The 23460-nt window shown below is 66.8% G+C and carries 21 protein-coding genes; 12 read left to right on the plus strand and 9 right to left on the minus strand.

Annotated features, from left to right (window positions below; all coding sequences use genetic code 11):
• Positions 1-27 precede the first annotated feature (27 nt).
• The gene (locus FB547_RS22905) at positions 28-1485 is read right to left on the minus strand and encodes a M20/M25/M40 family metallo-hydrolase (RefSeq protein WP_145745937.1); all 1458 of its coding nucleotides are present in this window, start codon (positions 1483-1485) and stop codon (positions 28-30) included.
• Positions 1486-1507: 22 nt separating this feature from the next.
• On the opposite strand from FB547_RS22905, the gene earP reads away from it, so the two are divergent.
• From earP to FB547_RS22925, 4 genes are all read left to right on the plus strand, one after another.
• Positions 1508-2671, plus strand: a complete 1164-nt coding sequence (gene earP, locus FB547_RS22910; RefSeq protein WP_145746002.1) for an elongation factor P maturation arginine rhamnosyltransferase EarP — start codon at positions 1508-1510, stop codon at positions 2669-2671.
• Positions 2672-2827: 156 nt separating this feature from the next.
• Positions 2828-3382, plus strand: coding sequence for an elongation factor P (gene efp / locus FB547_RS22915; RefSeq protein WP_012746921.1), 555 nt, complete (start codon positions 2828-2830; stop codon positions 3380-3382).
• Positions 3383-3468: 86 nt separating this feature from the next.
• Positions 3469-4248 carry a crotonase/enoyl-CoA hydratase family protein gene (locus FB547_RS22920; RefSeq protein WP_145745938.1) on the plus strand — a complete coding sequence of 260 codons (780 nt, stop codon included), beginning with the start codon at positions 3469-3471 and terminating at the stop codon, positions 4246-4248.
• A gap of 62 nt (positions 4249-4310) precedes the next feature.
• Complete coding sequence (locus FB547_RS22925) at positions 4311-5174, plus strand: TIGR00730 family Rossman fold protein (RefSeq protein ID WP_145746003.1); 864 nt, start codon at positions 4311-4313, stop codon at positions 5172-5174.
• A gap of 45 nt (positions 5175-5219) precedes the next feature.
• Here the strand turns inward: FB547_RS22925 and FB547_RS22930 are convergent, their stop codons facing one another.
• The 5 genes from FB547_RS22930 to pncB are packed head-to-tail and all read right to left on the minus strand — an operon-like array spanning position 5220 to position 11436.
• Complete coding sequence (locus FB547_RS22930; RefSeq protein ID WP_145745939.1) at positions 5220-6383, minus strand: MFS transporter; 1164 nt, start codon at positions 6381-6383, stop codon at positions 5220-5222.
• Positions 6380-7747 (minus strand): DNA recombination protein RmuC, encoded by a 1368-nt coding sequence (locus tag FB547_RS22935; RefSeq protein ID WP_145745940.1) that lies wholly within the window; start codon positions 7745-7747, stop codon positions 6380-6382. The genes FB547_RS22930 and FB547_RS22935 overlap by 4 nt, the downstream gene beginning before the upstream one ends.
• 32 nt (positions 7748-7779) lie before the next feature.
• Entirely contained in the window at positions 7780-8766 is a 987-nt protein-coding gene (locus tag FB547_RS22940; RefSeq protein ID WP_145745941.1) for a 2-hydroxyacid dehydrogenase, read from the minus strand.
• An 11-nt stretch (positions 8767-8777) separates the two neighbouring features.
• The gene (locus FB547_RS22945; RefSeq protein ID WP_145745942.1) at positions 8778-10190 is read right to left on the minus strand and encodes a sodium:proton antiporter; all 1413 of its coding nucleotides are present in this window, start codon (positions 10188-10190) and stop codon (positions 8778-8780) included.
• Positions 10191-10215: 25 nt separating this feature from the next.
• Entirely contained in the window at positions 10216-11436 is a 1221-nt protein-coding gene (pncB, locus tag FB547_RS22950; protein WP_145745943.1) for a nicotinate phosphoribosyltransferase, read from the minus strand.
• A 176-nt stretch (positions 11437-11612) separates the two neighbouring features.
• On the opposite strand from pncB, the gene FB547_RS22955 reads away from it, so the two are divergent.
• Positions 11613-11846: a CsbD family protein gene (locus FB547_RS22955; RefSeq protein WP_093012771.1), complete on the plus strand. Its 234-nt coding sequence runs from the start codon at positions 11613-11615 to the stop codon at positions 11844-11846.
• Positions 11847-11884: 38 nt separating this feature from the next.
• Positions 11885-12298 (plus strand): hypothetical protein, encoded by a 414-nt coding sequence (locus FB547_RS22960; RefSeq protein WP_145745944.1) that lies wholly within the window; start codon positions 11885-11887, stop codon positions 12296-12298.
• 77 nt (positions 12299-12375) lie between these two features.
• Here the strand turns inward: FB547_RS22960 and FB547_RS22965 are convergent, their stop codons facing one another.
• On the minus strand, positions 12376-12819 hold the full coding sequence (locus FB547_RS22965) for an acyl-CoA thioesterase (protein WP_145745945.1): 444 nt from the start codon (positions 12817-12819) through the stop codon (positions 12376-12378).
• Complete coding sequence (locus FB547_RS22970) at positions 12816-13742, minus strand: histone deacetylase (RefSeq protein WP_186454230.1); 927 nt, start codon at positions 13740-13742, stop codon at positions 12816-12818. Before FB547_RS22970 ends, FB547_RS22965 begins: the two co-directional genes overlap by 4 nt.
• 187 nt (positions 13743-13929) lie before the next feature.
• On the opposite strand from FB547_RS22970, the gene FB547_RS22975 reads away from it, so the two are divergent.
• Positions 13930-14481 carry a phasin family protein gene (locus FB547_RS22975; protein WP_021006486.1) on the plus strand — a complete coding sequence of 184 codons (552 nt, stop codon included), beginning with the start codon at positions 13930-13932 and terminating at the stop codon, positions 14479-14481.
• Between the two features lie 132 nt (positions 14482-14613).
• Entirely contained in the window at positions 14614-15372 is a 759-nt protein-coding gene (locus FB547_RS22980; protein WP_145745947.1) for a 3-hydroxyacyl-CoA dehydrogenase, read from the plus strand.
• Here FB547_RS22980 and FB547_RS22985 read toward each other — a convergent pair.
• Positions 15320-16261, minus strand: coding sequence for a YihY/virulence factor BrkB family protein (locus FB547_RS22985; RefSeq protein WP_145745948.1), 942 nt, complete (start codon positions 16259-16261; stop codon positions 15320-15322). The genes FB547_RS22980 and FB547_RS22985 overlap by 53 nt on opposite strands.
• Before the next feature lie 82 nt (positions 16262-16343).
• Between FB547_RS22985 and dnaG the strand changes: the two genes are divergently transcribed.
• From dnaG to FB547_RS23005, 4 genes are all read left to right on the plus strand, one after another.
• Positions 16344-18323, plus strand: a complete 1980-nt coding sequence (dnaG, locus tag FB547_RS22990) for a DNA primase (protein WP_145745949.1) — start codon at positions 16344-16346, stop codon at positions 18321-18323.
• Positions 18324-18619: 296 nt separating this feature from the next.
• Complete coding sequence (gene rpoD, locus FB547_RS22995) at positions 18620-20971, plus strand: RNA polymerase sigma factor RpoD (RefSeq protein ID WP_145745950.1); 2352 nt, start codon at positions 18620-18622, stop codon at positions 20969-20971.
• Between the two features lie 100 nt (positions 20972-21071).
• Entirely contained in the window at positions 21072-22307 is a 1236-nt protein-coding gene (locus FB547_RS23000; RefSeq protein ID WP_145745951.1) for a multidrug effflux MFS transporter, read from the plus strand.
• Between the two features lie 15 nt (positions 22308-22322).
• A complete protein-coding gene (locus FB547_RS23005) occupies positions 22323-23453 on the plus strand; it encodes an HPP family protein (protein WP_145745952.1) in 1131 nt (376 codons plus the stop codon).
• Positions 23454-23460: the final 7 nt, after the last annotated feature.

Raw genomic sequence — 23460 nt, forward strand, 5'->3', positions numbered from 1 at the left:
CCCGCCCTCTCCGCGAGAGGGCGGCGCCTATCTGGCGAGCTCGCTCACCAGCCGGTACAGGAACTCGCGGCCGTCGTAGAGCCGCTGGATCTCGATGCGCTCGTCCAGCCCGTGGGCGCGCGCATCCGCCGGGTCGAGGAACATGCCCGTCACGCCGTACATCGGGATGCCGGCGTTGCGCATGAATCGGCTGTCGGTGGCGCCGGTGCTCATCGCGGGAACCACCGGCACGCCCGGCCACATGGCCTGCGTCACCGATTCCACGGTCTTCACCAGGTCGCCGTTCAGCGGCGAGGCCGGGCTGCGCAAGGGCTTGCCGAGGTTGCGCACCACGATCTTGTCGTTGCCGACGGCCTGGGTCAGCAGGCGCTCGACTTCGTCCGGGTCGTCGTGCGGCAGGATGCGGCAGTTGACCGTGGCCTTGGCCGACTGCGGCAGCGCGTTCTCTGCGTGGCCCGCCTGCACCATGGTCGCCACGCAGGTGGTGCGCAGCTGCGCGTTGTAGGCCGGGTTGGCCGAGAGCCGCTCGATCACCGCGGGCTCGGGGTTGCCGCCGCCGACGGCGCGCATGTCGTCGGCCAGCTGCCCTGTGGCAAACGGCGCGCTGCGTGCGAAATAGGTCTTGGTGACCTCGCCCAGCTTGACCGGGAACGCATAGCTGCCCAGTCGCTCCAGCCCCGCGGACAGCGCGTAGATCGGGTTGTTCCTGGTCGGCACCGAGCTGTGGCCGCCGACGTCGCGCGCCTCGAGCATGTAGGTGGTGTACATCTTCTCGGCCACCTGCATGCGGTGCAGGTTGGGCTTGCCGCCGCGCAGCTCGCCGCCGCCGCCTTCGTTGATGCCGAATTCCGCCTGCAGCAGTTCGGGCTTGTTGTTGATGAGCCAGAAGGCGCCGTTGCTGAGCGCGTCGCCGCGCTCTTCGTCGGCCGTCAGCGCCAGGATGATGTCGCGGCTGGGCTTGAAGCCTTCCTGCTTGAGCTGTCCCAGCACCGACACCAGCGCCGAGGCCATGGCCTTGTCGTCGATGGACCCGCGCGCCGTGAAGTAGCCGCCGGTTTCCTGCAGCTTGAACGGATCGGTCTTCCAGTCCTCGCGCCGGGCCTCGACCACGTCGATGTGGGCCAGCAGCAGCAGCGGCTTCTTGCTGCCGTTGCCCTTGAAGCGCAGCACCAGGTTGCCCTTCTTGGGGAAGGGCTCGAAGATCTGGATGTCGCCAGGCGCAAAGCCTGATTCGACCAGGCGCTTTTCCATCGCGCGCGCCGCGAGCGTGTTGTCGCCCACCGAATGGCTGGTGTTGATCTCGATCAGCTCTTTGTAGATGTCGTGGAAGCGCTGCTGCTGCGGTGTCAGCGACGGCGTCGTCTGCGCCGAGGCGCCGGCCAAGCCGCCCATGGCCAGGGAAAGCGCGAGCACTGTTTTCGCCACACCGGGTGGACCAAAGAAACCAAGGGAAAGTGGCGAACGGCGGCGGATCGGCAAGCGCATGGTTTCTCTCTCCGGATGTTGGGTGCCGGCCAGCATACCAAGCAAGCGGCGGGTCTCGCCGAGGCCGAAGACGGGCAAACTAGCGACCATGCAATGGGACATTTTCTGCAGGGTCATCGACAACCACGGCGACCTCGGCGTGTGCTGGCGGCTGTCGAGCCAGCTGGCTGCCCTCGGCGAGCGCGTGCGCCTGTGGATCGACGACGCCACCGCGCTGCACTGGATGGCGCCCGCCGGCTGCGAGGGCGTGAGCGTGATCGACTGGCTCGAGCCCGCCGCCGTCCGGCAAGCCGTGGCCGCCCCGCCGCCCGACGTGCTGATCGAGGCCTTCGGCTGCGAACCGGCGCCCGAACTGATTGCGCGTTTTGCCGAGCCGCAGGCCCCGGGCGAGCCGGGCCGGGCGTGGATCAATCTCGAATACCTGTCGGCCGAGCCATACGTCGAACGCCTGCACGGCCTGCCCTCGCCCGTGTTCAAGGGGCCCGGCATGGGGTTGACGAAGCGCTTTTTCTATCCGGGCTTCACGCCCGCCACGGGAGGCCTGCTGCGGGAGCCCGGCCTGCTGGAGCGAAGAGCACGCTTCGACCGCGCGCAGTGGCTGGCGGCGCAGCAGATTCCCTGGCGCGATGGCGAACGCCTGGTGTCGCTGTTCTGCTACGAGCCGCCGGCGCTGGCCGCCCTGCTCGAGCAGCTGGCGGCAGGTTCGCAGCCCACGCGGCTCCTGGTCACCTCGGGCCGCGCCGCGCATGCGGTCCGGGCGTTCTTTGCCGGCAGGAAACAGCCGGATCACGGGCTCTCGGGACTCGGCGCGCTATCAATTTCATACCTGCCCTATCTCGCGCAGGCCGATTTCGATCACCTCCTGTGGGCCTGCGACCTGAATTTCGTGCGCGGCGAAGACTCGCTCGTGCGGGGCCTGTGGGCCGGCGCGCCGCTGGTCTGGCAGATCTACCCGCAGGACGACGACGCCCATCACGTCAAGCTCGGCGCCTGGCTCGACTGGCTGGGCGCCCCGCCGTCGCTGCGGCAGTTCCACCGCGCCTGGAACGGGTTCGACAGCAGCCCCCTGCCCCCTCTTGAAACACAGGGCCCATGGCACGAAACCGTGCGGGCCGCCCGCGAAAGGCTGGGCGCCCAGGAGGACTTGGTCACGCAATTGCGGCATCTGGTCGCCGGAAAAAGCTAAAATAGCGGGCTTTGCGGATTTCGGCCCGGATTTACACAGATCCGAGATGCTCTCCGCCAAACCTGCCGCGGGACATGTACCGTGGGGCCAATGATGCCGGCAAGAATGCCGCCGACGGCTCCGCGCACCGAGCGGCCAACATCCAGAGAACCTGATATGAAAATCGCTCAAGAAATCCGCGCCGGCAACGTCATCATGCACGGCAAGGACCCGATGGTCGTCCTCAAGACCGAATACAGCCGCGGCGGCCGCAACTCCGCCACCGTGCGCATGAAGCTCAAGAGCCTGATCGCCAACTTCAACACCGAAGTGGTCTTCAAGGCCGACGACAAGATCGACCAGATCGTGCTCGACAAGAAGGAGTGCACCTACTCCTACTTCGCCGACCCGATGTACGTCTGCATGGACACCGAGTACAACCAGTACGAAGTCGAAGCCGAGAACATGGGCGACGCCCTCAACTACCTCGAAGACGGCATGCCGGTCGAAGTGGTGTTCTACGACGGCAAGGCCATCTCGGTCGAACTGCCGACCAGCGTCGAGCGCGAAATCACCTGGACCGAGCCGGCCGTCAAGGGCGACACCTCGGGCAAGGTGCTCAAGCCCGCCAAGATCGCCACCGGCTTCGAAGTGCCGGTGCCGCTGTTCGTCTCGCAAGGCGACAAGATCGAAATCGACACGCGCACCGGCGAATACCGCAAGCGCGTCTAAGTTCTGCACCTGCTGGCTGGCCAGCAGCCAGACGACGAAGGCTCCGCAAGGAGCCTTTTTCCGTTGATGGGCTTACCCTTCTGCCCATGAACACGTCCGCCAGCGTCCGCACCGAGATCGATGGGCCGGTCAGCACCATCGTCATGAATCGCCCGAAGCAGCGCAACGCTGTCGACCGGCCCATGGCCGAGGCGCTGCGCGCCGCCTTCGAGCGCTTCGAGGCCGACGAGAGCCAGCGCGTCGCGGTGCTCTGGGGCGAGCACGGCACCTTCTGCGCCGGCGCCGACCTGGGCGCGGTCGGCGACCCCGCGCGCCGCAATGAACTCGACCCCGAGGGCGGCGGCACGGGTCCGATGGGCCCAACGCGCATGGCGCTTGCGAAACCCCTGGTCGCCGCCATCAGCGGCCATGCGGTGGCCGGCGGCCTGGAGCTCGCGCTGCTGGCCGACCTGCGCGTGGCCGAGGAAGACGCCGTGCTCGGCGTGTTCTGCCGGCGCTGGGGCGTGCCGCTGATCGACGGCGGCACGGTGCGGCTGCCGCGCATCGTCGGCATGGGCCGCGCACTCGATCTGATCCTGACCGGCCGGCCCGTGAGCGCCCGGGAGGCGCAGGCGATAGGCCTGGTCAACCGCGTGGTGCCGCCAGGCCGCGCACGCCCCGAGGCCGAAGCGCTCGCGCGCGAGATCGCGTCGTTCCCGCAGCAATGCATGCTCGCGGACCGCGATTCCGCCTACGCCCAATGGAACCTGCCGCTGGCCGGTGCGCTGCGGCAGGAAGGCCGGCTTGGCGTGCCGATCGTCGCGGCCGAGGGCGCGGCCGGTGCCGAGCGCTTCGTTCGCGGCGAGGGGCGCCACGGCACCTTCTGAGCCGCGGAACACCGCATCCCCGACGCTGCACAATGCTGCAAGTCTTCCTGTCCGATTTCTCCATGAACAACACGCACGACCTTCACGACAAGCGCCTCGCGGACGCCTGGGCCACCCTCAAGTCCCACTCCGAGAAAGGCCTTCCGCTCGACCCCGATCCTTCGCGCCTCGCCTTTGCCGATCCGGAGTTCCTGCTGCGCCGCGAAACCCGTGGCATCCGCATGCAGCTCGAGCTGATGAAGCCCGACCTGGAGCAGCGCGCCCACGGCATCGAAAACACCGTGGTGGTTTTCGGCAGCGCCCGCTTCCGCAGCGAGGAAGAAGCCGCCGCGCTGGTCGCGCAGGCCGAAGCCGGCGGCGACGCGGTGGCGGCCGAGCGCTGGCGCCGCCTGGCACGCAGTTCGCACTACTACGAGAAGGCACGCGCCTTCGGCAAGCTGGTGGCGGAGTACAGCAATGGCAAGGAACCCGAGGACAAGCTCTTTGTCTGCACCGGCGGCGGCCCCGGCATCATGCAGGCGGCCAACCGCGGCGCGCACGAAGGCGGCGGCCTCTCGGTCGGCCTGGCCATCGCGCTGCCGATGGAAGAAGAAGCCAATCCCTACGTCACGCCGGCGCTGAGCTTCAAGTTCCACTACTTCGCGATCCGCAAGATGCACTTCATGATGCGTGCCAAGGCGCTGGTGGCGTTCCCGGGCGGCTTCGGCACGCTGGACGAACTGTTCGAGGTGATCACGCTGGTGCAGACCCGCAAGTCGAAGCCGGTGCCGATCGTGCTGTTCGGCTCGGCCTACTGGAAGAAGCTCGTCGACTTCGACTTCCTGGTCGAGGAAGGCGTGATCTCGCCGGCCGACGTGAAGCTCTTCGAATACGTCGACGCTCCCGAAGACGCCTGGTCCGCCATCAAGCGCTTCTACAAGCTGTAGCCCGGTTCCGGGCTCCGGCGGCATCGCCCTGCCTTCGCGGGGCGGCTAGACCTTCAGGCCCCAGGTCGCCCGCGCCCCCAGCGCAACCACGCCGCCCACCACCCAGAAGACGCCCGCGATGCCGATCAGCGCGCCGATCGAGCCGAACAGCATCGGCATGGCCACGCTCGACGCGTTGATGGTCATGAGCCGCAGACCCAGCGCCTCGCCGTGCCGCGCATGCGGCGTGATCTGGTGCAGCATGCTCATCACCATCGGCTGCACCGCGCCGAGCGAGAGGCCGAGGATCACGGAACACAGGCCCATGGTCCAGGCCGAGCCGAGCAGCGGATAGACCGCGAACACCAGCGCCGTGACGAAGGTGGAGCTCAGGATCACGCTGCGCTCCGAAGCGCGCGAGGCCACCAGCGGCAGCACCACCCGGATGGCCGCCGCCGCAATGGCGAAGGCGCCGAGGATGGAGCCGATCACCGAAGCGCTGATGCCGCGGTCATGCCCCAGCACCGGCAGCACGAAGGCATGCACATCCCAGCTCGACGACTGCAGCCAGTTCACGAACAGCAGGCGGCGGAACATCGGCTCGCGCAGCAGGTCCCAGGCCCGCGTGGGCGCGGCGCCGGCGGCGGGTGCGGCAGGCGGCGGCTCGTGCGCGCCGCGCGCAAGCAGCCAGCAGACGATGGGAAAAGCCGCCATCACCGCGAAGCAGACCCGGAACGCCAGCATGTCCGCGGGTGCGCGTCCCGCATGGTCGATGAGCATGCCGGCGACGAACGGGCCGACGAAATTGGCGACCGCGGGCGCTATCGCCAGCCAGCTGAACACGCGCTTGAGCTGGGTGGCGTTGGTCGCGGAGCGGCCCACGTGGCGCTGCAGCGCGATGACGGTCGCACCCGTGGCGCCACCGGTCAGCAGCGCGGCGATGCACATCATTGTGAAGGTCGGAAAAACGAGCACGAGTCCCGCGCCGGCCGAGGCCGCAATGACCGAGAGCCACAGCGGCCGCTTGAACCCATGCCGGTCGGCAAAGCGCCCGGCCGGCAGCGCCAGGAACACCTGCGTGAGCGCGAACAGCGCAATCAGCACGCCGACGGCCGCCGCGCTGTAGCCCAGTTGCAGCGCCAGCAGCGGGGTTGCGAGCCGCATGCCGGCCATGGTGGCGTGCAGGCAGACCTGGGCGCCGATCACGCGCAGCAGTTCGGAGCCTTTCACGGGGTGTCGTCGCCCTCGCTGTCGGCGGTGGGAGGCAGCAGCACCTGCGACTGCGCTTCTGGCAGCGCCTCGACCTTGCGCAACGCCAGGCGCATCTGCTTGGCGCGCGTGTCGGCCTTGTCGAGCGTGTCGGAGGCCTTGGCCACCTGCTCCTTGATGCGCGAGACCCATTCGCCGTAGCGCTCGAACTCGGTCTTGACCGCCCCCAGCACCTTCCAGACCTCGGAGGCCTGCTGCTCCAGCGCCAGCGTGCGAAAGCCCATGTGCAGGCTGTTGAGCATGGCAAGCAAGGTGGTCGGGCCGGCCAGCGTCACCCGGTGCTGGCGCTGGATGGCGTCCATCAGGCCCGGCCGGCGCAGCACCTCGGCATAGAGGCTCTCGACCGGCAGGAAAAGAATGGCGAAGTCGGTGGTGTGCGGCGCCGCCAGGTAGTTCTCGGCGATCGAACGGGCCTCGACGCGGATGCGCGCCTCGAGCGCCTTGGCCGCCAGTTCGGCGCCGGGTGCATCGGCGCGCTCATGCGCATCGATCAGGCGCTCGTAGTCGTCGCGCGGAAACTTGGCGTCGATCGGCAGCCACACCGGGGCGCCGTCGTCGCCGCGGCCCGGGAAGCGGATCGCGAAGTCCACACGCTGGCCGCTGCGCGGCTTGGTCTCGACCTGCTTGGCGTATTGCTCGGACGTGAGCACCTGCTCGAGCAGCGCCTCGAGCTGCACCTCGCCGAACACGCCGCGCGTCTTCACGTTGGTCAGCACGCGCTGCAGGCTGCCGACGCCGACGGCCAGCGTCTGCATCTCGCCCAGGCCCTTGTGCACCTGCTCGAGCCGGTCGGCCACCTGCTTGAAGCTCTCGCCAAGGCGCGCTTCGAGCGTGCTCTGCAGCTTCTCGTCGACGGTCTTGCGCATCTCGTCGAGCTTGGCGGTGTTGCTCTGCTGCAGCTGCGCGAGCTGCGCTTCCATGGTCGCTCGCACTTCCGACAGGCGGCGCGCATTGGATTCGCTCAGGCCCTGCAGCTGGGTGTTGAGCGTATCGGCCAGGGTCTTCTGCAGCGAGGCGAGCTGCAGCGAGAAGGCGTCGAGCTGGGCGTTCTGGGTACGGGTGGCTTCGGCGCCCTGCTGCACCAGCGCCTGCTGGAAGGTGGCGAAGGCCTGCGCGGTTTCCTGCCGCGCGCCGCGCGAGCTCTCGCCGATTTCGTGGCGCAGCTCGCGCTCGGTGCGTTCGTTGGCCGCGCCCATGGCGGACAGCACGGCAAGCAGCTCGCTGTGGTCGGGCGCAGGCTGGCGGCGTGCCAGCAGCCACACCACGAGCACCAGCTGGACCACCGCAAAGGCGGCCAGCAGAAGAAGAATCAGGGAAGTGTCCAAGGTGGCGATGACGGTCCGTGTTTGTCTGTCGATTAGCTGGCGGCGGGAGGAACGGGCGTGACGGGCGTCAGCGGCCCCTTGCCGCCGAACCAGGCAATGAGGTTGTCGGCCGCGAGCTCGGCCATCGCGCGGCGGGTGGGCACGGTGGCGCTTGCGATGTGCGGCGTCAGCACCACGTTGGGCACGGTCAGCAGGTCGGGGTGGACCTTGGGCTCGCCCTCGAACACGTCGAGCCCCGCCGCGGCGATGCGCTTCTCGCGCAGCGCCACGGCCAGCGCCGCGTCGTCGACGATGCCGCCGCGCGCAATGTTCACCAGCGTGGCGGTCGGCTTCATCAGCGCGATCTCGGCCGCGCCGATGGTGTGGTGCGAAGCCGGCGAATACGGCACCACCAGCACCACGTGGTCTGCGGTCTTGAGCAGCTCTTCCTTGCTCAGGTAGCTGGCCTTGCATTCGGCCTCCAGCGCCGCGTCGAGCCGCGAACGGTTGTGGTAGACCACCTTCATGCCGAAGCCGTGCGCCCCGCGCCTGGCGATGCCCTGCCCGATGCGCCCCATGCCGATGATGCCGAGCGTGGAACCATGGATGTCGGAGCCCGCGAACATGTCGTAGCTCCACTTCTGCCACTTGCCCGCGCGCAGGAAGTGTTCGCTCTCGGTGATGCGCCGGGCCGTGGCCATCAGCAGCGCAAAGCCGAAGTCGGCCGTGGTTTCGGTGAGCACGTCGGGCGCGTTGGTGCCGAGCACGCCGTGCGCGGCCATCGCGTCGACGTCGAAGTTGTTGTAGCCGACAGCCATATTGGCGCAGATCTTCAACTCGGGGCAGGCGTCGAGCACAGCGGCGTCGATGCGCTCGCTGCCCGTGGTGAATGCGCCCTGCTTGCCTTGCAGTTTGGCGATCAGCTGTTCCCTGCTCCAGCTCTGGTCGGCCTGGTTCGACTCGACCTCGAAATGCTGCGAGAGGCGCTCGATGGTTTCGGGAAAGATCGCACGTGCGACCAGGATCTTGGGCTTGCTCATGATGTCTGCTCTCAACGGAAGAAGATGAAGGTGGAAAGGACGAACAGCGGAATCAGGACGACCACGGACCAGCCCATGTACCCGAAGAAGCTCGGCATGCGCACGCCGCGGCTTTCGGCAATGGCCTTGACCATGAGGTTGGGCGCGTTGCCGATGTAGCTGTTGGCGCCCATGAACACGGATCCGGCCGAGATCGCGGCCAGCGTGGTGGCATAGGTGGTCATGAGCCTGGCCGGCTCGCCGCCCGCGGTATTGAAGAACACCAGGTAGGTCGGCGCATTGTCGAGGAACGAGCTCAGGATGCCGGAGGCCCAGAAATACATGGCCGGATCGGGCTGGCCGTCGGACCGTGTCACGGCCGCGATCACCGCCGCGAACGGCCCGTGCGCGCCGGCCTTGAGCATGGCGATCACCGGGATGATGGTCAGGAAGATGCCCGCGAACAGCTTGGCCACCTCGGCCATCGGGCCCCATTCGAACTGGTTGTCGGCATGCACCTTGGCCGCGGTGGTCTTGAACGAGAGCAGCGTGATGGCAACGAGCCCGATGTCGCGCACCAGCCCCGGCAGCCCGACGTGCGTGCCGAACACCTCGAAGCCGGCCGGCGATTTCCACACACCGGAGAGCAGCACCAGGAACACCACGCCGCCCAGCAGCCAGAAGTTCGCTGCGCCGTCGAAGCCGACTCGCCGGGTGTCCGGCGTCGGGTCGAACGGCAGCACGCCTTCCTTGCGGTAGAGATGGCGGTCGATAACGTAGAACAGCGCCAGCAGCATGCCGACGAGGAACAGCGTGTTGGGCAGGATGTTGCGCGCCGTCCAGAAGAAATCGACACCCTTCAGGAAGCCCAGGAACAGCGGCGGGTCGCCGAGCGGCGTGAGCGAGCCCCCGGCATTCGAGACGATGAAGATGAAGAACACCACCACGTGCGCCTTGCTCACGCGGTTGTCGTTGGCGCGGATCAGCGGGCGGATCAGCAGCATCGAGGCGCCCGTGGTGCCCATGAGGCTCGCAAGGACCGCGCCGATGGCAAGGATGGCCGTGTTGAGGCCGGGCGCGCCGTGCAGGTTGCCGCGGATGTGGATGCCGCCCGCCACCGTGAACAGCGCCGTGAGCAGGATGATGAAGGGAATGTATTCCTCCACCAGGGCGTGCACGAACTGGGAGCCGGCCAGCGGCGCGCCGTGGATCGCGGCAAAGGGAAGCAGGAACGCCAGCGCCCAGGCGGCGGAGATCTTGCCGTAATGGTGGTGCCAGACCGACGGGGCCAGCAGCGGCATCAGCGCAATCGACAGCAGGATGCCCGCGAACGGAACACCCCAGAGCGCCGACAGCTTGCTGCCGTCGAGCTCGGCCGCCATGGCCAGCGCGGGGAACATCATCGGCAGCGCTGCGGCTGCCGCCAGTCGGACTGTTTTTTTCATGGGGCCGTACCGTACCAGACGGGCGTCAGGCCGGCGGCTGCTCGATCTCGAACACCTGGCGCAGGTAGGCCAGGTATTTTTCGTCCTCGCACATGTTCTTGGATGGGGTGTCCGACAGCTTGGCGACCGGCTGGCCATTGCAGGTGATCATCTTGATGACGATCTGCAGCGGTTCGTAGCCGAGGTCGTTGGTGAGGTTGGTGCCGATGCCGAACGCCAGCTGGCAGCGGCCGCGGAACTGCTGGTAGAGCTCGATGGTGCGCGGCACCGTGAGGCTGTCGCTGAAGATCAGCGTCTTGGTGCGTGGATCGACCCGGTTGGCGACGTAGTGCGCCAGCATGCGTTCGCCCCACTGGAACGGATCGCCGCTGTCATGGCGCGCGCCGTCGAACAGCTTGCAGAAGTAGAGGTCGAAGTCGCGCAGGAAGGCGCTCATGCCGTAGACGTCGGACAGCGCAATGCCGAGGTCGCCGCGGTATTCGCGGGCCCAGCTCTCGAAGCCGAAGATCTGGCTGTCGCGCAGCCGCGGGCCGAGCCCCTGGCAGGCCTGCAGGTATTCGTGCGCCATGGTGCCGAGCGGGATCAGGCCGAGCTTCATGGCATAGAGCACGTTGCTGGTGCCCGCAAGCTGGGGCAGCCGCGCGCCGGGCTCGGCTTGCACCGGCGGCGAGGTGACGGCACCGAGCCTGGCATTCAGCGTGCGCAGCACCTCCTCGTGCCAATCCTTGGAGAAGCGGCGGCGGGTGCCGTAGTCGGCGATCTTGAGGTCGGACAGGCCGGCATCCTGCAGCTGCCCGATCTTGGTCTCCAGGCGCCGGCGGCCTTCCTCGAAGTCGGGCTTCTTCTGGGTGTTGCGGAAGTAGACCTCGTTCACGATGGCCAGCACCGGAATCTCGAACAGGATGGTGTGCAGCCACGGTCCCTTGATGCGGATCTCGAGCTCGCCCGAGGCCTGCGGCGTGATGCTGATGTACTTCTCGTTGAGCCGGAACAGGCCCAGGAAATCGACGAAGTCGCTCTTGATGAAACGCATCGAGCGCAGGTACGCCAGCTCGGCGTCCCGGAACTGCAGCGAACAGAGGCTTCGCACCTCTTCGCGGATCTGCCCCGCGAACTGCGCCAGGTCGATGCCGGGGTTGCGGCACTTGAACCGGTACTCGACCTGGGCCCCGGGAAAGTGGTGCAGCACGACCTGCATCATGGTGAACTTGTAGAGGTCGGTGTCGAGCAGGCTGTGAATGATCATGGTGCGGCGCGCGTTGTCCCAAGCTTTTCGGCGTGCGTCCGATTATCACGGCCGCCGTCGGCTTGTGCCTACGGTGCCAGCACTGGGCGTCCTACCGCCAGGGTGAATAGGCACCGCGACAGTTCGTGCACGGCAGCCGGGGAGCTCGCCGAATCCATCTTTTCAAGGAGATTCGCATGAACAAGGACACCATCGAAGGCAACTGGAAACAGCTCAAGGGCAAGGTCAAGGAGCAATGGGGCAAGTTGACCGACGATGACTTCGACGTGATTGCCGGCAAGCGCGACCAGTTGCTCGGCCGCATCCAGGAACGCCACGGCATCAGCCGCGACGAGGCCGAAAAGCAGGTGCGGGACTGGGAAACCCGCGACGGCCGCACGCCCGACGCCCTCTGGTACGAAAAGTACTGATCTCCCGATTCCACTCTGAACAGCAAAGGAAGAACACCATGAAAAAACACCTGCTCATGCTCGCCCTGGCCTCCACCTGCTTCGTGGCCACCCAGGCCGGCGCGATGACCAAGGACGAATACAAGGTCGCAAAGGAAAAGATCGAAGCCGACTACAAGGTCGCCAAGGCCCAGTGCGATTCGATGAAGGACAACGCGAAGGACGTCTGCCAGAAGGAAGCCAAGGGCAAGGAAGACGTGGCAAAGGCCGAACTCGAACAGCAGTACAAGCCGAGCGACGCCCACGCCCGCAAGGTGGCCGAAGAGAAGGTCAAGGCGACGTACGAAGTCGCCAAGGAAAAGTGCGACGATCAGACCGGCGATGCCAAGGCCGCCTGCGTGAAGCAGGCCAAGGCCGACGAAGCCCAGGGCAAGGCCGACATCAAGGCCATGAAGAAGACCAAGGCCATGTAAGCAAGTCCGGCGCGGCCCGCGGGGCTGTGCGGCAAAAGACAAAAACGGCGCCTTCGGGCGCCGTTTTTTTGGGTCGATCAGGCTTTCAACGAATCGACCACGCGCTGCAGCGCCTCGGGCAATGGCACCGGCCGCTGCGTGGCCCGGTCCACGTACACATGCACGAAGTGGCCCTGCGCCGCCGCGGTTTCCGCGCCCTGCGCAAAAAGCGCGATCTCGTAGCGCACGCTCGAGCGCCCGGCCTGGGCCACCCGGATGCCGGCCTCCACGGTCTGGGGAAAGGCGATGGGGGCGAAATAATTGCATTGCGTCTCGACCACGAAGCCGATGGTCTGCCCGTGGTGGATGTCGAGCGCGCCGCGTTCGATCAGCAGCGCATTCACCGCCGTGTCGAACCAGCTGTAGTAGACGACGTTGTTGACGTGGCCGTACAAGTCGTTGTCGGCCCAGCGCGTGGGAATGCCGCGGAACGCGCGGTAGCTGCTTCGGGAATGCGGCGTGGGTTTGGGGGCGGAGCTCATCGCGCGGCATTTTGCCAGCGGCGCCAGTAGTCGAAGGCCACCTTGAAGGTGCCCAGCTGCACCTGCACCGTCTCTGCAATGTCGCTGGCGTAGCCGCCGGCCATCGCGAAGGCCAGCGGAATGCGCCGCCGCCAGGCCCAGTCGAACACCCGCCGGTCGCGTGCTTCCAGGCCGTCGAAGCTCAGCTTGAGCCGGCCGAGCCGGTCGCGCTCGAACGGGTCCGCGCCCGCCAGGTAGATCACCAGGCCCGGCGAGAAGCGCCGCTCCAGCTCGTCGAGCGCGTGCTCGAGCGCGGTGAGGTAGTCGGCATCGCCGCAGCCGTCGGGCAGCTCGACGTCGAGGTCGCTCGCCTCCTTGCGGAACGGAAAGTTCTTCTGCCCGTGCAGCGACAGCGTGAAGACGCTCGGATCGCTGCGGAAGATGCTGGCCGTGCCGTTGCCCTGGTGCACGTCGAGGTCGATCACCGCGACCCTGAGCTGCCGGCCGCCGCGGCCGTGCTCCGCCTGCATCAGCCGCGCGGCCACGGCAGCGTCGTTGAAGACGCAGAATCCGCCGCCCTTGTCGGCGTACGCATGGTGCGTGCCGCCCGCCATGTTGGCCGCCACGCCGCCGGCGAACGCCGCCCGGCAGGCCGCGATGGTCGCCCCGGTGGACCGGCGCGAGCGCTCGACCATCGCCTCGCTCCAGGGAAAACCGATCTCGCGCATGGCCTGCGGGCTCACGCTGCCGTCGCTGATGGCGGCAATCCACTGCGGGGTGTGGGCCAGCGCCAGCTCGCCGTCGGTGGCACGCGGGGCCTGGTCCATGTCCACCTCCGGCAGGTGTTCCAGCAGGCGGTCGCGCAGCAAGGCATAGCGGGACATCGGGAAGCGGTGGCCCGGAGGCAGGGGCAGGACGAACTGGCCGGAATAAAACGCGCGCATGGCCTGCATTCTGGATGCGAAGCGAATTTAGAAAGTGTGTTCTAAATTGCTGCAAAGCAGCAAAACCCCCTTGATCGCAAAGCTGTGCTGCCTATACTTGAGGCCATGCTGCACCGCAACATAAACATGGACGACGAGGCAGCGCGACGTGAACCGACCACCCTTCATCCTTACCGGAGATTCTCAAATGGCCCTGACCGCTGACCAAATCCTCGCCGCCCAAAAAGCAAACCTCGAAACCCTGTTTGGCCTGACCACCAAGGCCTTCGAAGGCGTCGAGAAGCTCGTCGAACTCAACGTGACCGCTTCCAAGGCCGCCCTGACCGAAGCGCAAAGCACCGCCCAAGCCGCCCTGAACGTCAAGGACGCCCAGGAACTGCTGACGCTGCAAGCCAGCCTGTTCCAGCCCCTGGCCGAAAAGACCGCAGCCTACAGCCGTCACCTTTATGACATCGCCCAGGGCACCGGCGCCGAGTTCACCAAGGCTTTCGAAGCCAAGGCCGCTGAAGCCCAGCAAACCTTCGTCGGCCTGGTCGACAGCGCTTCCAAGAACGCACCCGCCGGCTCGGAAACCGCCGTTGCCGTGCTGAAGAGCGCCGTGGCTGCCGCCAACAACGCTTTCGAATCGGTCCAGAAGGCCGTCAAGCAAGCGTCGGACGTTGCCGAAGCCAACTTCAACGCCGTGTCGACGCAAGCCGTTGCCGCCGCCAAGACCGCGACCACCTCGCGCAAGCGCTGAGCCGCCGACCACCACCAGTTGTCTCCTTGGGTCCTCACGGATCCAATTCAGGGCCTCATCTCCGGATGAGGCCTTTTTTTTTTGCCCCCCGCCCGTCTTCGATAATGCAGGCCTCATTTCAGGAGACTCTCAATGCAGATCGACGGCAAGGTTTTTATCGTGACCGGTGGCGCTTCGGGCCTCGGCGAAGGTACGGCGCGCATGCTGGCTGCCAGCGGCGGCAAGGTGGTGATCGCCGACATGCAGGCCGACAAGGGTGAAGCCGTCGCCAAGGACATCGGCGGCGTGTTCGTCAAGTGCGACGTGAGCCAGGAGGCCGACGGCCAGGCCGCGGTTGCCGCGGCGCAGAAGCTCGGCAAACTGGTGGGCCTGGTCAACTGCGCGGGCATCGCACCGGCCGAAAAGACCGTGGGCAAGAACGGCCCGCACGCGCTGGCGGTGTTCAGCAAGACCGTCACGGTCAACCTGATCGGCAGCTTCAACATGATCCGCCTCGCGGCCGACGCCATGAGCAAGAACGAGCCCGAAGCCACGGGCGAGCGCGGCGTGCTGATTTCCACCGCCTCGGTCGCGGCCTACGACGGCCAGATCGGCCAGGCCGCCTACAGCGCCTCGAAGGGCGGCGTGGTCGGCATGACCCTGCCCATCGCGCGCGACCTGGCCCGCAACGGCATCCGCAACATGACCATCGCCCCCGGCATCTTCGGCACGCCCATGCTCTTCGGCATGCCGCAGGAAGTGCAGGACGCACTGGCCGCCAGCGTGCCCTTCCCCTCCCGCCTGGGCACGCCCGAGGACTACGCCAGGCTCGCCAAGCACATCATCGAGAACGACATGCTCAACGGCGAAGTGATTCGTCTCGACGGAGCGATTCGGCTTCCGCCCCGGTGAGCGGCGGCACCGCCGTGCTGCCGGTGCGGTCCAGCCGCTCGTACTGGGCGATGACCTGGGCGCCCAGCAGCACGAGCGTGGCGGCGATCTCGAGGCTCAACAGCACCACGATGGCCGTGGTGAGCGAGCCGTAGACCACGTTGACCTGCGACAGCGTCGAAAAGTACCAGATCAGCACGCGCCGCGTGGCCTCCCACAGCAGCGCGGCCGTCACGCCGCCCAGCAGCGCGTGGCGCAGCGACATGCGGCCGGCCGGCATCACGAGGTAGAGCGAGGTCAGCATGAAGATCTCGCCGCCCAGCCCCAGCAGGTAGAGCAGCAGGCCCGAGACGCCCGACAGCGACCAATTGCGCCCGAACAGGTCGACGCTCTCCTGGCCCACCAGCTGCAGCGCGCCCGACACCAGCGTGACCAGCAGCAGGCCCACGCACAGGAAGAGGATGTAGAGATAGGGCATGACCGCCGAAACCAGGAAATGGCGCCGGTGGTCGGCCTTGCGGTGATGGAAGATCACCGCCATGGCGCTCTCGAGCACGCTGAAGGCCAGCGAGCTGAAGAAGATCATGGTCACGAACAGCACCGGCCCCATCACGTCGCGGTGCTGGAGAAAGTTCGACAGCTCCGCCACGATCGCCTTCGACTGCCCCGGCAGCAGCCATTCGAGATACCGGCCGATGGTGCGCAGCAGTTCGGCCTGCTCGATCAGGTGGGACATCGCGATCACGCTCACGATCAGGAGCGGCACGATCGAAAGCAGCGCGTAGTAGGCCACGGCGCCCGCGAGCAGCAGCCCCTGGTTGGCGCGGAAAGCCTTGAGCGCATCCCAGACGAAGCGCAGAGGATGGCGCAGCAGCGGCGCGGCGTGGTGCAATGGGTGGAGCGTCTTCATCCGTGGGTTCCAACTACAGCCAGTATGGCGTCCGCGCGCGGGCGTTCGAAGGCTTGCGTATGATTTGCCGCTCTTCGCCTACATGACCATCCCCGCTTCTTTCATCCAGGAACTCATCGCGCGCGCCGACGTGGTGGAAATCGTCGGGCGCTACGTGCAGCTCAAGAAGGCCGGCGCCAATTTCATGGGCCTGTGCCCGTTTCACGGCGAAAAGTCGCCCTCCTTCTCGGTCAGCCCCACCAAGCAGTTCTATCACTGCTTCGGCTGCGGGGTCCACGGCAACGCCATCGGCTTCCTCATGGAACACGCGGGCATGGGTTTTGTCGAGGCGGTGCACGACCTCGCCGGCCAGTACGGCCTGCAGGTGCCCGAGGACGACGCCTCCCCCGCCGAGCGCGCTCGCGCCGCCAGCCAGCGCCAGAAGCAAGCCACGCTGACCGACGTGCTCGAAAAGGCCGGCGAGGCCTACCGCAAGGCGCTGCGGCAGGCGCCGGGCGCGATCGAATACTTGAAGGGCCGCGGCGTCTCGGGCGAAGTGGCCAGGCAGTTCGGCATCGGCTACGCGCCCGCGGGCTGGCGCACGCTTGCCAGCGTCTTTCCCGACTACGACGACCCTCTACTGGCCGAAAGCGGCCTGGTGATTGTCAACACCGAAGACGGCGCCGAAGACGCCAAGCGCTACGACCGCTTCCGCGACCGCGTGATGTTCCCCATCCGCAACGTCAAGGGCGAATGCATCGGCTTCGGCGGCCGGGTGCTCGGCGACGAAAAGCCCAAGTACCTGAACTCGCCCGAAACGCCCGTGTTCAGCAAGGGGCGCGAGCTCTACGGCCTGTACGAGGCCCGCGCCGCCTTCCGCGAGCGCGGCTTCGCCCTGGTGACCGAGGGCTACATGGACGTGGTCGCGCTGGCGCAGCTCGGCTTCCCCAACGCCGTGGCCACGCTCGGCACGGCCTGCACCACGGAGCACGTGCAGAAGCTGTTCCGCTTCACCGAATCGGTGGTGTTCAGCTTCGACGGCGACGCCGCCGGCCGCCGCGCCGCGCGCAAGGCGCTCGACGGCGCCTTGCCCTACGCCACCGACGTGCGCAGCATCAAGTTCCTGTTCCTGCCGGCCGAGCACGACCCCGACAGCTTCATCCGCGAATTCGGTGCCGATGCGTTTGCGCGCTTCATCCAGGAAGCCACGCCGCTGTCGCGCTTCATGCTCGAGGCCGCGCGCGAGGGCTGCGACCTGACCACCGCGGAAGGCCGCGCCCACATGACGAGCAATGTGCGTCCACTCTGGAGCGCCATGCCCGACGGCGCGCTCAAGCGCCAGCTGCTGAGCGAGATCGCCGCGCTGGTTCAGCTCGACGCGGCGGCGCTCTCCGAGCTCTGGGCTTCCACGCCGGGCCCGCGCAGGCCGGCCGCGGCGCCGGGCCATCGCCAGGGCGATCCGGCTCATGAAAACGAATACCCCGACATGCCGCCGCCGGCCGAATATGAGCCGCCACGCTATGAAAACGATAGCAAGCCGCGCAAATTCACCAAGGGCAAGCGCTGGGGCGGCAAATTCGAGGCGCCGATCGAGCCGCTGCGCGGCCGGGGCAAGCCGCCGAGCCGGCCGGACGTGGCGGCGCGGCTGCTGCTGTCGAACATGGCGCAGTGGGACGCGCTGTCGCACGAGCTTCACGTGATGCTGTGCGACCTGCCGGGACCGCACGGGACGCTTTTCACCTGGCTCGACAGCCAGCTGCACGAGCACGGCGTGCAGCCGTGGGCGGCGCTTCGCGAAGGCATGCGGGGCCTCGATTTCGAGACGCTGGCCGAACGCCTCATGAACGTTTCCGAAAGCGCCCCGATCCCCGAGGGCGAGGAAGAGCAGCACCTGGCCGATGCCGCCAAGGAGCTCGCGAGCGTGCTCGACTTCATGCTCGACGACCGGCTGAAGGCCCAGCAAAGCGAGGCCATTGCGGCCGTCGGAAAGGATCCCAAGGCACTCGAGCGCTACAAGGCGCTGGAGGCCAGGCGGCTCGAGCTGCGCAACCGGCTGAATCCGCGCGGTGCGGAAACTGCTTGAAATTTGCGCAGTAGGCTATAATGTAAGGCTTCGCAACTGGCGAAATTAGGCAAGAGCGACAGCAGCACCTCCGGGCCGACCCCTAGCGCAACGCACTCCCACGGAAAGAATCCGTCGGAAAGGGTCAATAACCGCAAGGACTGCACACCAAATGTTCGCCCGACATCTTGCCTGACGAGGAAATTCTTCCTCTTTCCCAATTGTTCCGTCCGTGCCTGTGCCCGGACCGTGGTGGCGCTGCCGTGTGGCGGTGCGCCTGTGATTCCGCTTGGTCCATCTTGCTGTAACGAGGTCGTATGCCCAGTTCAAAGAAGCCTGCTCTTTCACTCGCCAAAAGCGTCGCCGCGAAGTCTGTCGCAGAAAAACCGTTGAAAGCTGGCGTTATGCCGGCAACTAAGTCGGGTGCCGCCGCTTCCAAATCGGCAGCCGCAACGAAAGTGAAAACCGTGCCCACGAAATCGACCTCCATCGACGATCCGAAAAAAGCAGCCGCCAAGGCGGTTGCCGCCGCCCCTGCCGCCAAGAAGGTAGGCCGCCCGCCCAAGGCCGCCGGCGCCGCCGCGCCCGCCACCGGCGCTAAGCGCGGCCGCAAGCCCAAGGCCGGCAACGAAGCGCCCGAAAGCGACGTCGATCTGTCGGACATCGAGGAAGACCTGGCCGGCGACGAACCGGCAACCGCCACGACCGAGGAAAAGGTCAAGCCGCTGCGCATGAAGATCAGCAAGGCGAAGGAACGCGCCTTGATGAAGGAGTTCGGCCTCGACGAGACCGTGCTCTCCGAGGAAGACCTGGCCAAGCGCCGCTCGCGCCTGAAGACGCTGATCACGCTCGGCAAGACCCGCGGCTACCTCACGCACGGCGAGATCTCCGACCACCTGCCCGACAAGCTGGTCGACGCGGAGACCATGGAAGTCGTGGTCACCATGCTCAACGACATGGGCGTGGCGGTGTACGAGCAGACGCCCGACGCCGAGACCCTGCTGCTGAACAACACCGCCCCCACCGCCACCACGGTGGAAGAAGCCGAGGAAGAAGCCGAAGCGGCCCTGTCCACGGTGGACAGCGAATTCGGCCGCACCACCGACCCGGTGCGCATGTACATGCGCGAAATGGGCACGGTCGAGTTGCTCACGCGCGAAGGCGAAATCGAAATCGCCAAGCGCATCGAAGGCGGCCTGATGGCCATGATGGAAGCCATCTCGGCCTCCCCCGCCACCATCGCCGAGATCCTGCGCCTGGCCGCCGACATCCGTGAAGGCAAGGTCGTCATCTCCACCGTGGTGGACGGCTTCTCGAACCCCAACGAGGCCGACGACTACGTGGCCGAGGAAGACTTCGACGAGTTCGACGAGGAAGACGACGACGACGGCAAGGGCGGCTCCAAGGCCCTCACCAAGAAGCTCGAGGAACTCAAGCGCGATGCGCTCGAGCGCTTCGACCGCATCGCCTCGATGTTCGAGAAGGTCCACAAGATCTACGACAAGGAAGGCTACGGCACGCCCGCCTACGAGAAGGCCCAGCAGGCCCTGTCGGACGAGCTCATGACCATCCGCTTCACGGCCAAGACCATCGAGAAGCTGTGCGATCTGGTTCGCACGCAGGTGGACGACGTGCGCAAGAAGGAGCGCGAGCTGCGCCGCATCATCGTGGACAAGTGCGGCTTCCCGCAGGACGAATTCATCCGCGATTTCTCGGGCTACGACAAGAACGGCAACCGCGTGCCCTCGAACCTGCTGAACCAGAAGTGGGTCGAGAAGCAGGCCGCTGCCGGCAAGCCCTGGAGCGCCGTGCTCGCACGCAACATTCCGCCGGTGCAGGAACTGCAGCAGAAGCTCGCCGACATCCAGTCGCGCGTGGTGGTGCCGCTGACCCAGCTCAAGGAAATCAACAAGCGCATGAACGAGGGCGAATCGTCCTCGCGCGATGCCAAGAAGGAAATGATCGAGGCCAACCTGCGCCTCGTGATCTCCATCGCCAAGAAGTACACCAACCGCGGCCTGCAGTTCCTGGACCTGATCCAGGAAGGCAACATTGGCCTGATGAAGGCGGTCGACAAGTTCGAATACCGCCGCGGCTACAAGTTCTCGACCTACGCCACGTGGTGGATCCGCCAGGCCATCACGCGCTCGATCGCCGACCAGGCGCGCACCATCCGCATCCCGGTGCACATGATCGAGACGATCAACAAGATGAACCGCATCTCGCGCCAGCATCTGCAGGAGTTCGGCTTCGAGCCCGACGCCGGCATCCTGGCCGCCAAGATGGAGATCCCGGAAGACAAGATCCGCAAGATCATGAAGATCGCCAAGGAGCCGATCTCGATGGAAACCCCCATCGGCGACGACGACGATTCGCACCTGGGCGACTTCATCGAGGACAGCAGCAACACGGCCCCCATCGAGGCCGCGATGCAGGCGGGCCTGCGCGACGTGGTCAAGGACATCCTCGACAGCCTCACGCCGCGCGAAGCCAAGGTGCTGCGCATGCGCTTCGGCATCGAGATGTCGACGGACCACACGCTGGAAGAAGTCGGCAAGCAGTTCGACGTGACGCGCGAGCGCATCCGCCAGATCGAGGCGAAGGCGCTGCGCAAGCTCAAGCATCCGTCGCGTTCGGACAAACTGCGCAGCTTCATCGATACTCTGTAATCCGGGTTCCCTGAAGCCACAAGCGCCCGCAGCGCCCCGTCATACGGGCGGCGGGCGCTCTCTTTTGTGCAACGCAAACAAGAAGAATGGAGCAATTGCCATGAATCCCGATGCAGACAAACTCTGGCAGGCCCCGCGCTGGGCACTGGCCGTGCTGCTCGCGGTGCTGGGCATGCTGGGCCCGTTCTCCATCGACACCTACATTCCGGCCTTCTCGGGCATTGCGCGCTCCATCGGCGCCACGCCGGCCGAGATGCAGCAGACGCTCTCGGCCTACCTGTTCGGCTTTGCCTTCATGAACCTGTTCCATGGCGCGCTGTCGGACAGCTTCGGCCGCCGGCCCGTGGTGCTGTGGGGGCTCGCGGTGTTCACCATCGCCTCGCTGGGCTGCGCGCTGTCGCAGAACATCGCGCAGCTGGTGCTGTTCCGCGGGCTGCAGGGCCTGTCGACCGGCGCGGGCATCGTGGTGTCGCGCGCGGTGATCCGCGACATGTTTCCGCCGGCCGAAGCGCAGCGCGTGATGAGCCAGGTGACGATCTACTTCGGCGTGGCGCCGGCGATCGCGCCGATCATCGGCGGCTTCCTGTTCGTGCATGCGGGCTGGCACGCGGTGTTCTGGTTCCTGGTGGCGGTCGGCGTGGTGCTGTTCGCGGCCAACTACAAGCTGCTGCCGGAGACGCTGCATCCCTCGCACCGCCAGTCCTTCCATGTGCGGCACCTGCTGCGCGGCTACTGGGACCTGTGTTCCGATCCGCGCTTCCTGCTGCTCGCGCTCGCGAGCGGCGTGCCGTTCAACGGCATGTTCCTCTACGTGCTGGCCGCGCCCGCCTTCCTGGGCGACCACCTCGCGCTGCAGCCGCAGCAGTTCTTCTGGTTCTTCCTGCTGACCATCGGCGGCATCATGCTGGGCGCGCGCGCCAGCGGCCGCATGGCGGGCAAGGTGACGCCCAAGCGGCAGATCCGCGACGGCTTCCTGATCATGCTGATCACCTCGGTGGTCAACGTGGCGGCCAACTCGCTCTTCGATGCGCACGTGGCATGGGCGCTGTGGCCGCTGGCGGTGTTCGCCTTCGGCTGGGCGCTGATGGTGCCGGTGGTCACGCTGCTGGTGCTCGACCTGCACCCCGAGCGCCGCGGCATGGCCTCGTCGCTGCAGGCCGTGATCGGCTCGACCGCCAATGGCGTGGTCGCTGGTGCGATCGCGCCGCTGGTGATGCATTCCACGCTGGCGCTCGCCGTCACCTCCATGCTGATGCTCGGCATCGGCCTGGTCGCCTGGGTCTGGCTGCACGGCCGCTGGCCCGAGATCGGACGAACCCTCGCCAACGAAACCTGAAAGAGCGATACCCGAATGCGGCCCTCCCCGTTCCTGACCTACGCGCGCGCCTGGTTGCCGGGCCGCACCACCGTCGACATGCGCGAGAGGCTGCGCGCGGTCTGCGGTGCCGCCATCGGCCTGCTCGTCACGGCCGTGCTGTGCCGCTGGCTGGCCGAGCCGCTGGGCAGCAGCGTCTGGCTGATCGCGCCGCTGGGAGCCAGCGCCGTGCTGGTGTTCGCGGTGCCCGCGAGTCCGCTGGCGCAGCCCTGGTCGGTGATCGGCGGCAACACGCTGTCGGCGGTGGTCGGCATTGCCAGTGTGAGCTTCATTCCCGACCCGGCCCTTGCCGCCGCGGTGGCGGTGGCCGGCGCGATCGGCGTGATGTTCTTCGCGCGCTGCCTGCACCCGCCGGGCGGCGCGGCGGCGCTGCTCGCGGTGCTCACGCACACCACGCATTTCTCGTCCGCCCTCTTTCCGTTCCTCACCAATTCGCTGCTGCTGGTGCTGGCGGGCGTGGCCTACAACTCGCTCACGGGCAGGCGCTATCCGCATGTGCAGGTGGTGCGGCCGCCCTCGGCGGACGCCCGCTTCAGCCAGGCCGACATCGATGCGGTGCTGGCGCGCTACAACCAGGTGCTGGACATCAGCCGCGACGATCTCGAATCGCTGATCCAGCAGACCGAGCTCGAGTCGTACAAGCGGCGGCTCGGCACCCTGCACTGCGCCGACATCATGTCGCGCGACCCCGTGTCGGTGGAGTTCGGCACGCCGCTGCAGGAAGCCTGGATGCTGATGAACCAGCGCCGCATCAAGGCGCTGCCCGTCACCGACCGCACGCGCCGCGTGGTCGGCATCGTCACGCAGGCCGACTTCTTCCGCCAGCTCGACCTGGAGCACCACGAAGGCATTGCCGGCCGGCTGCGCGACCTGATCCGCGCCACCCGCACCGTGGTGTCGAACAAACCGGAGGTGGTGGGCCAGATCATGACGCGCCAGGTGCGCGTGGCCAGCGCGGACCGACCGGTGGTCGACCTGGTGCCGCTGTTCTCCGAGGGCGGCCACCACCATATCCCCATCATCGACCATGAAAAGCGGCTCACCGGCATGATCACGCAGTCGGATTTCGTGCGCGCTCTCTACCGTGCCGTGCGGCCGGAGAACTGAAACCTTT

The organism is Variovorax beijingensis (genome assembly GCF_007828835.1).
Lineage (GTDB): Bacteria > Pseudomonadota > Gammaproteobacteria > Burkholderiales > Burkholderiaceae_C > Variovorax > Variovorax beijingensis_A.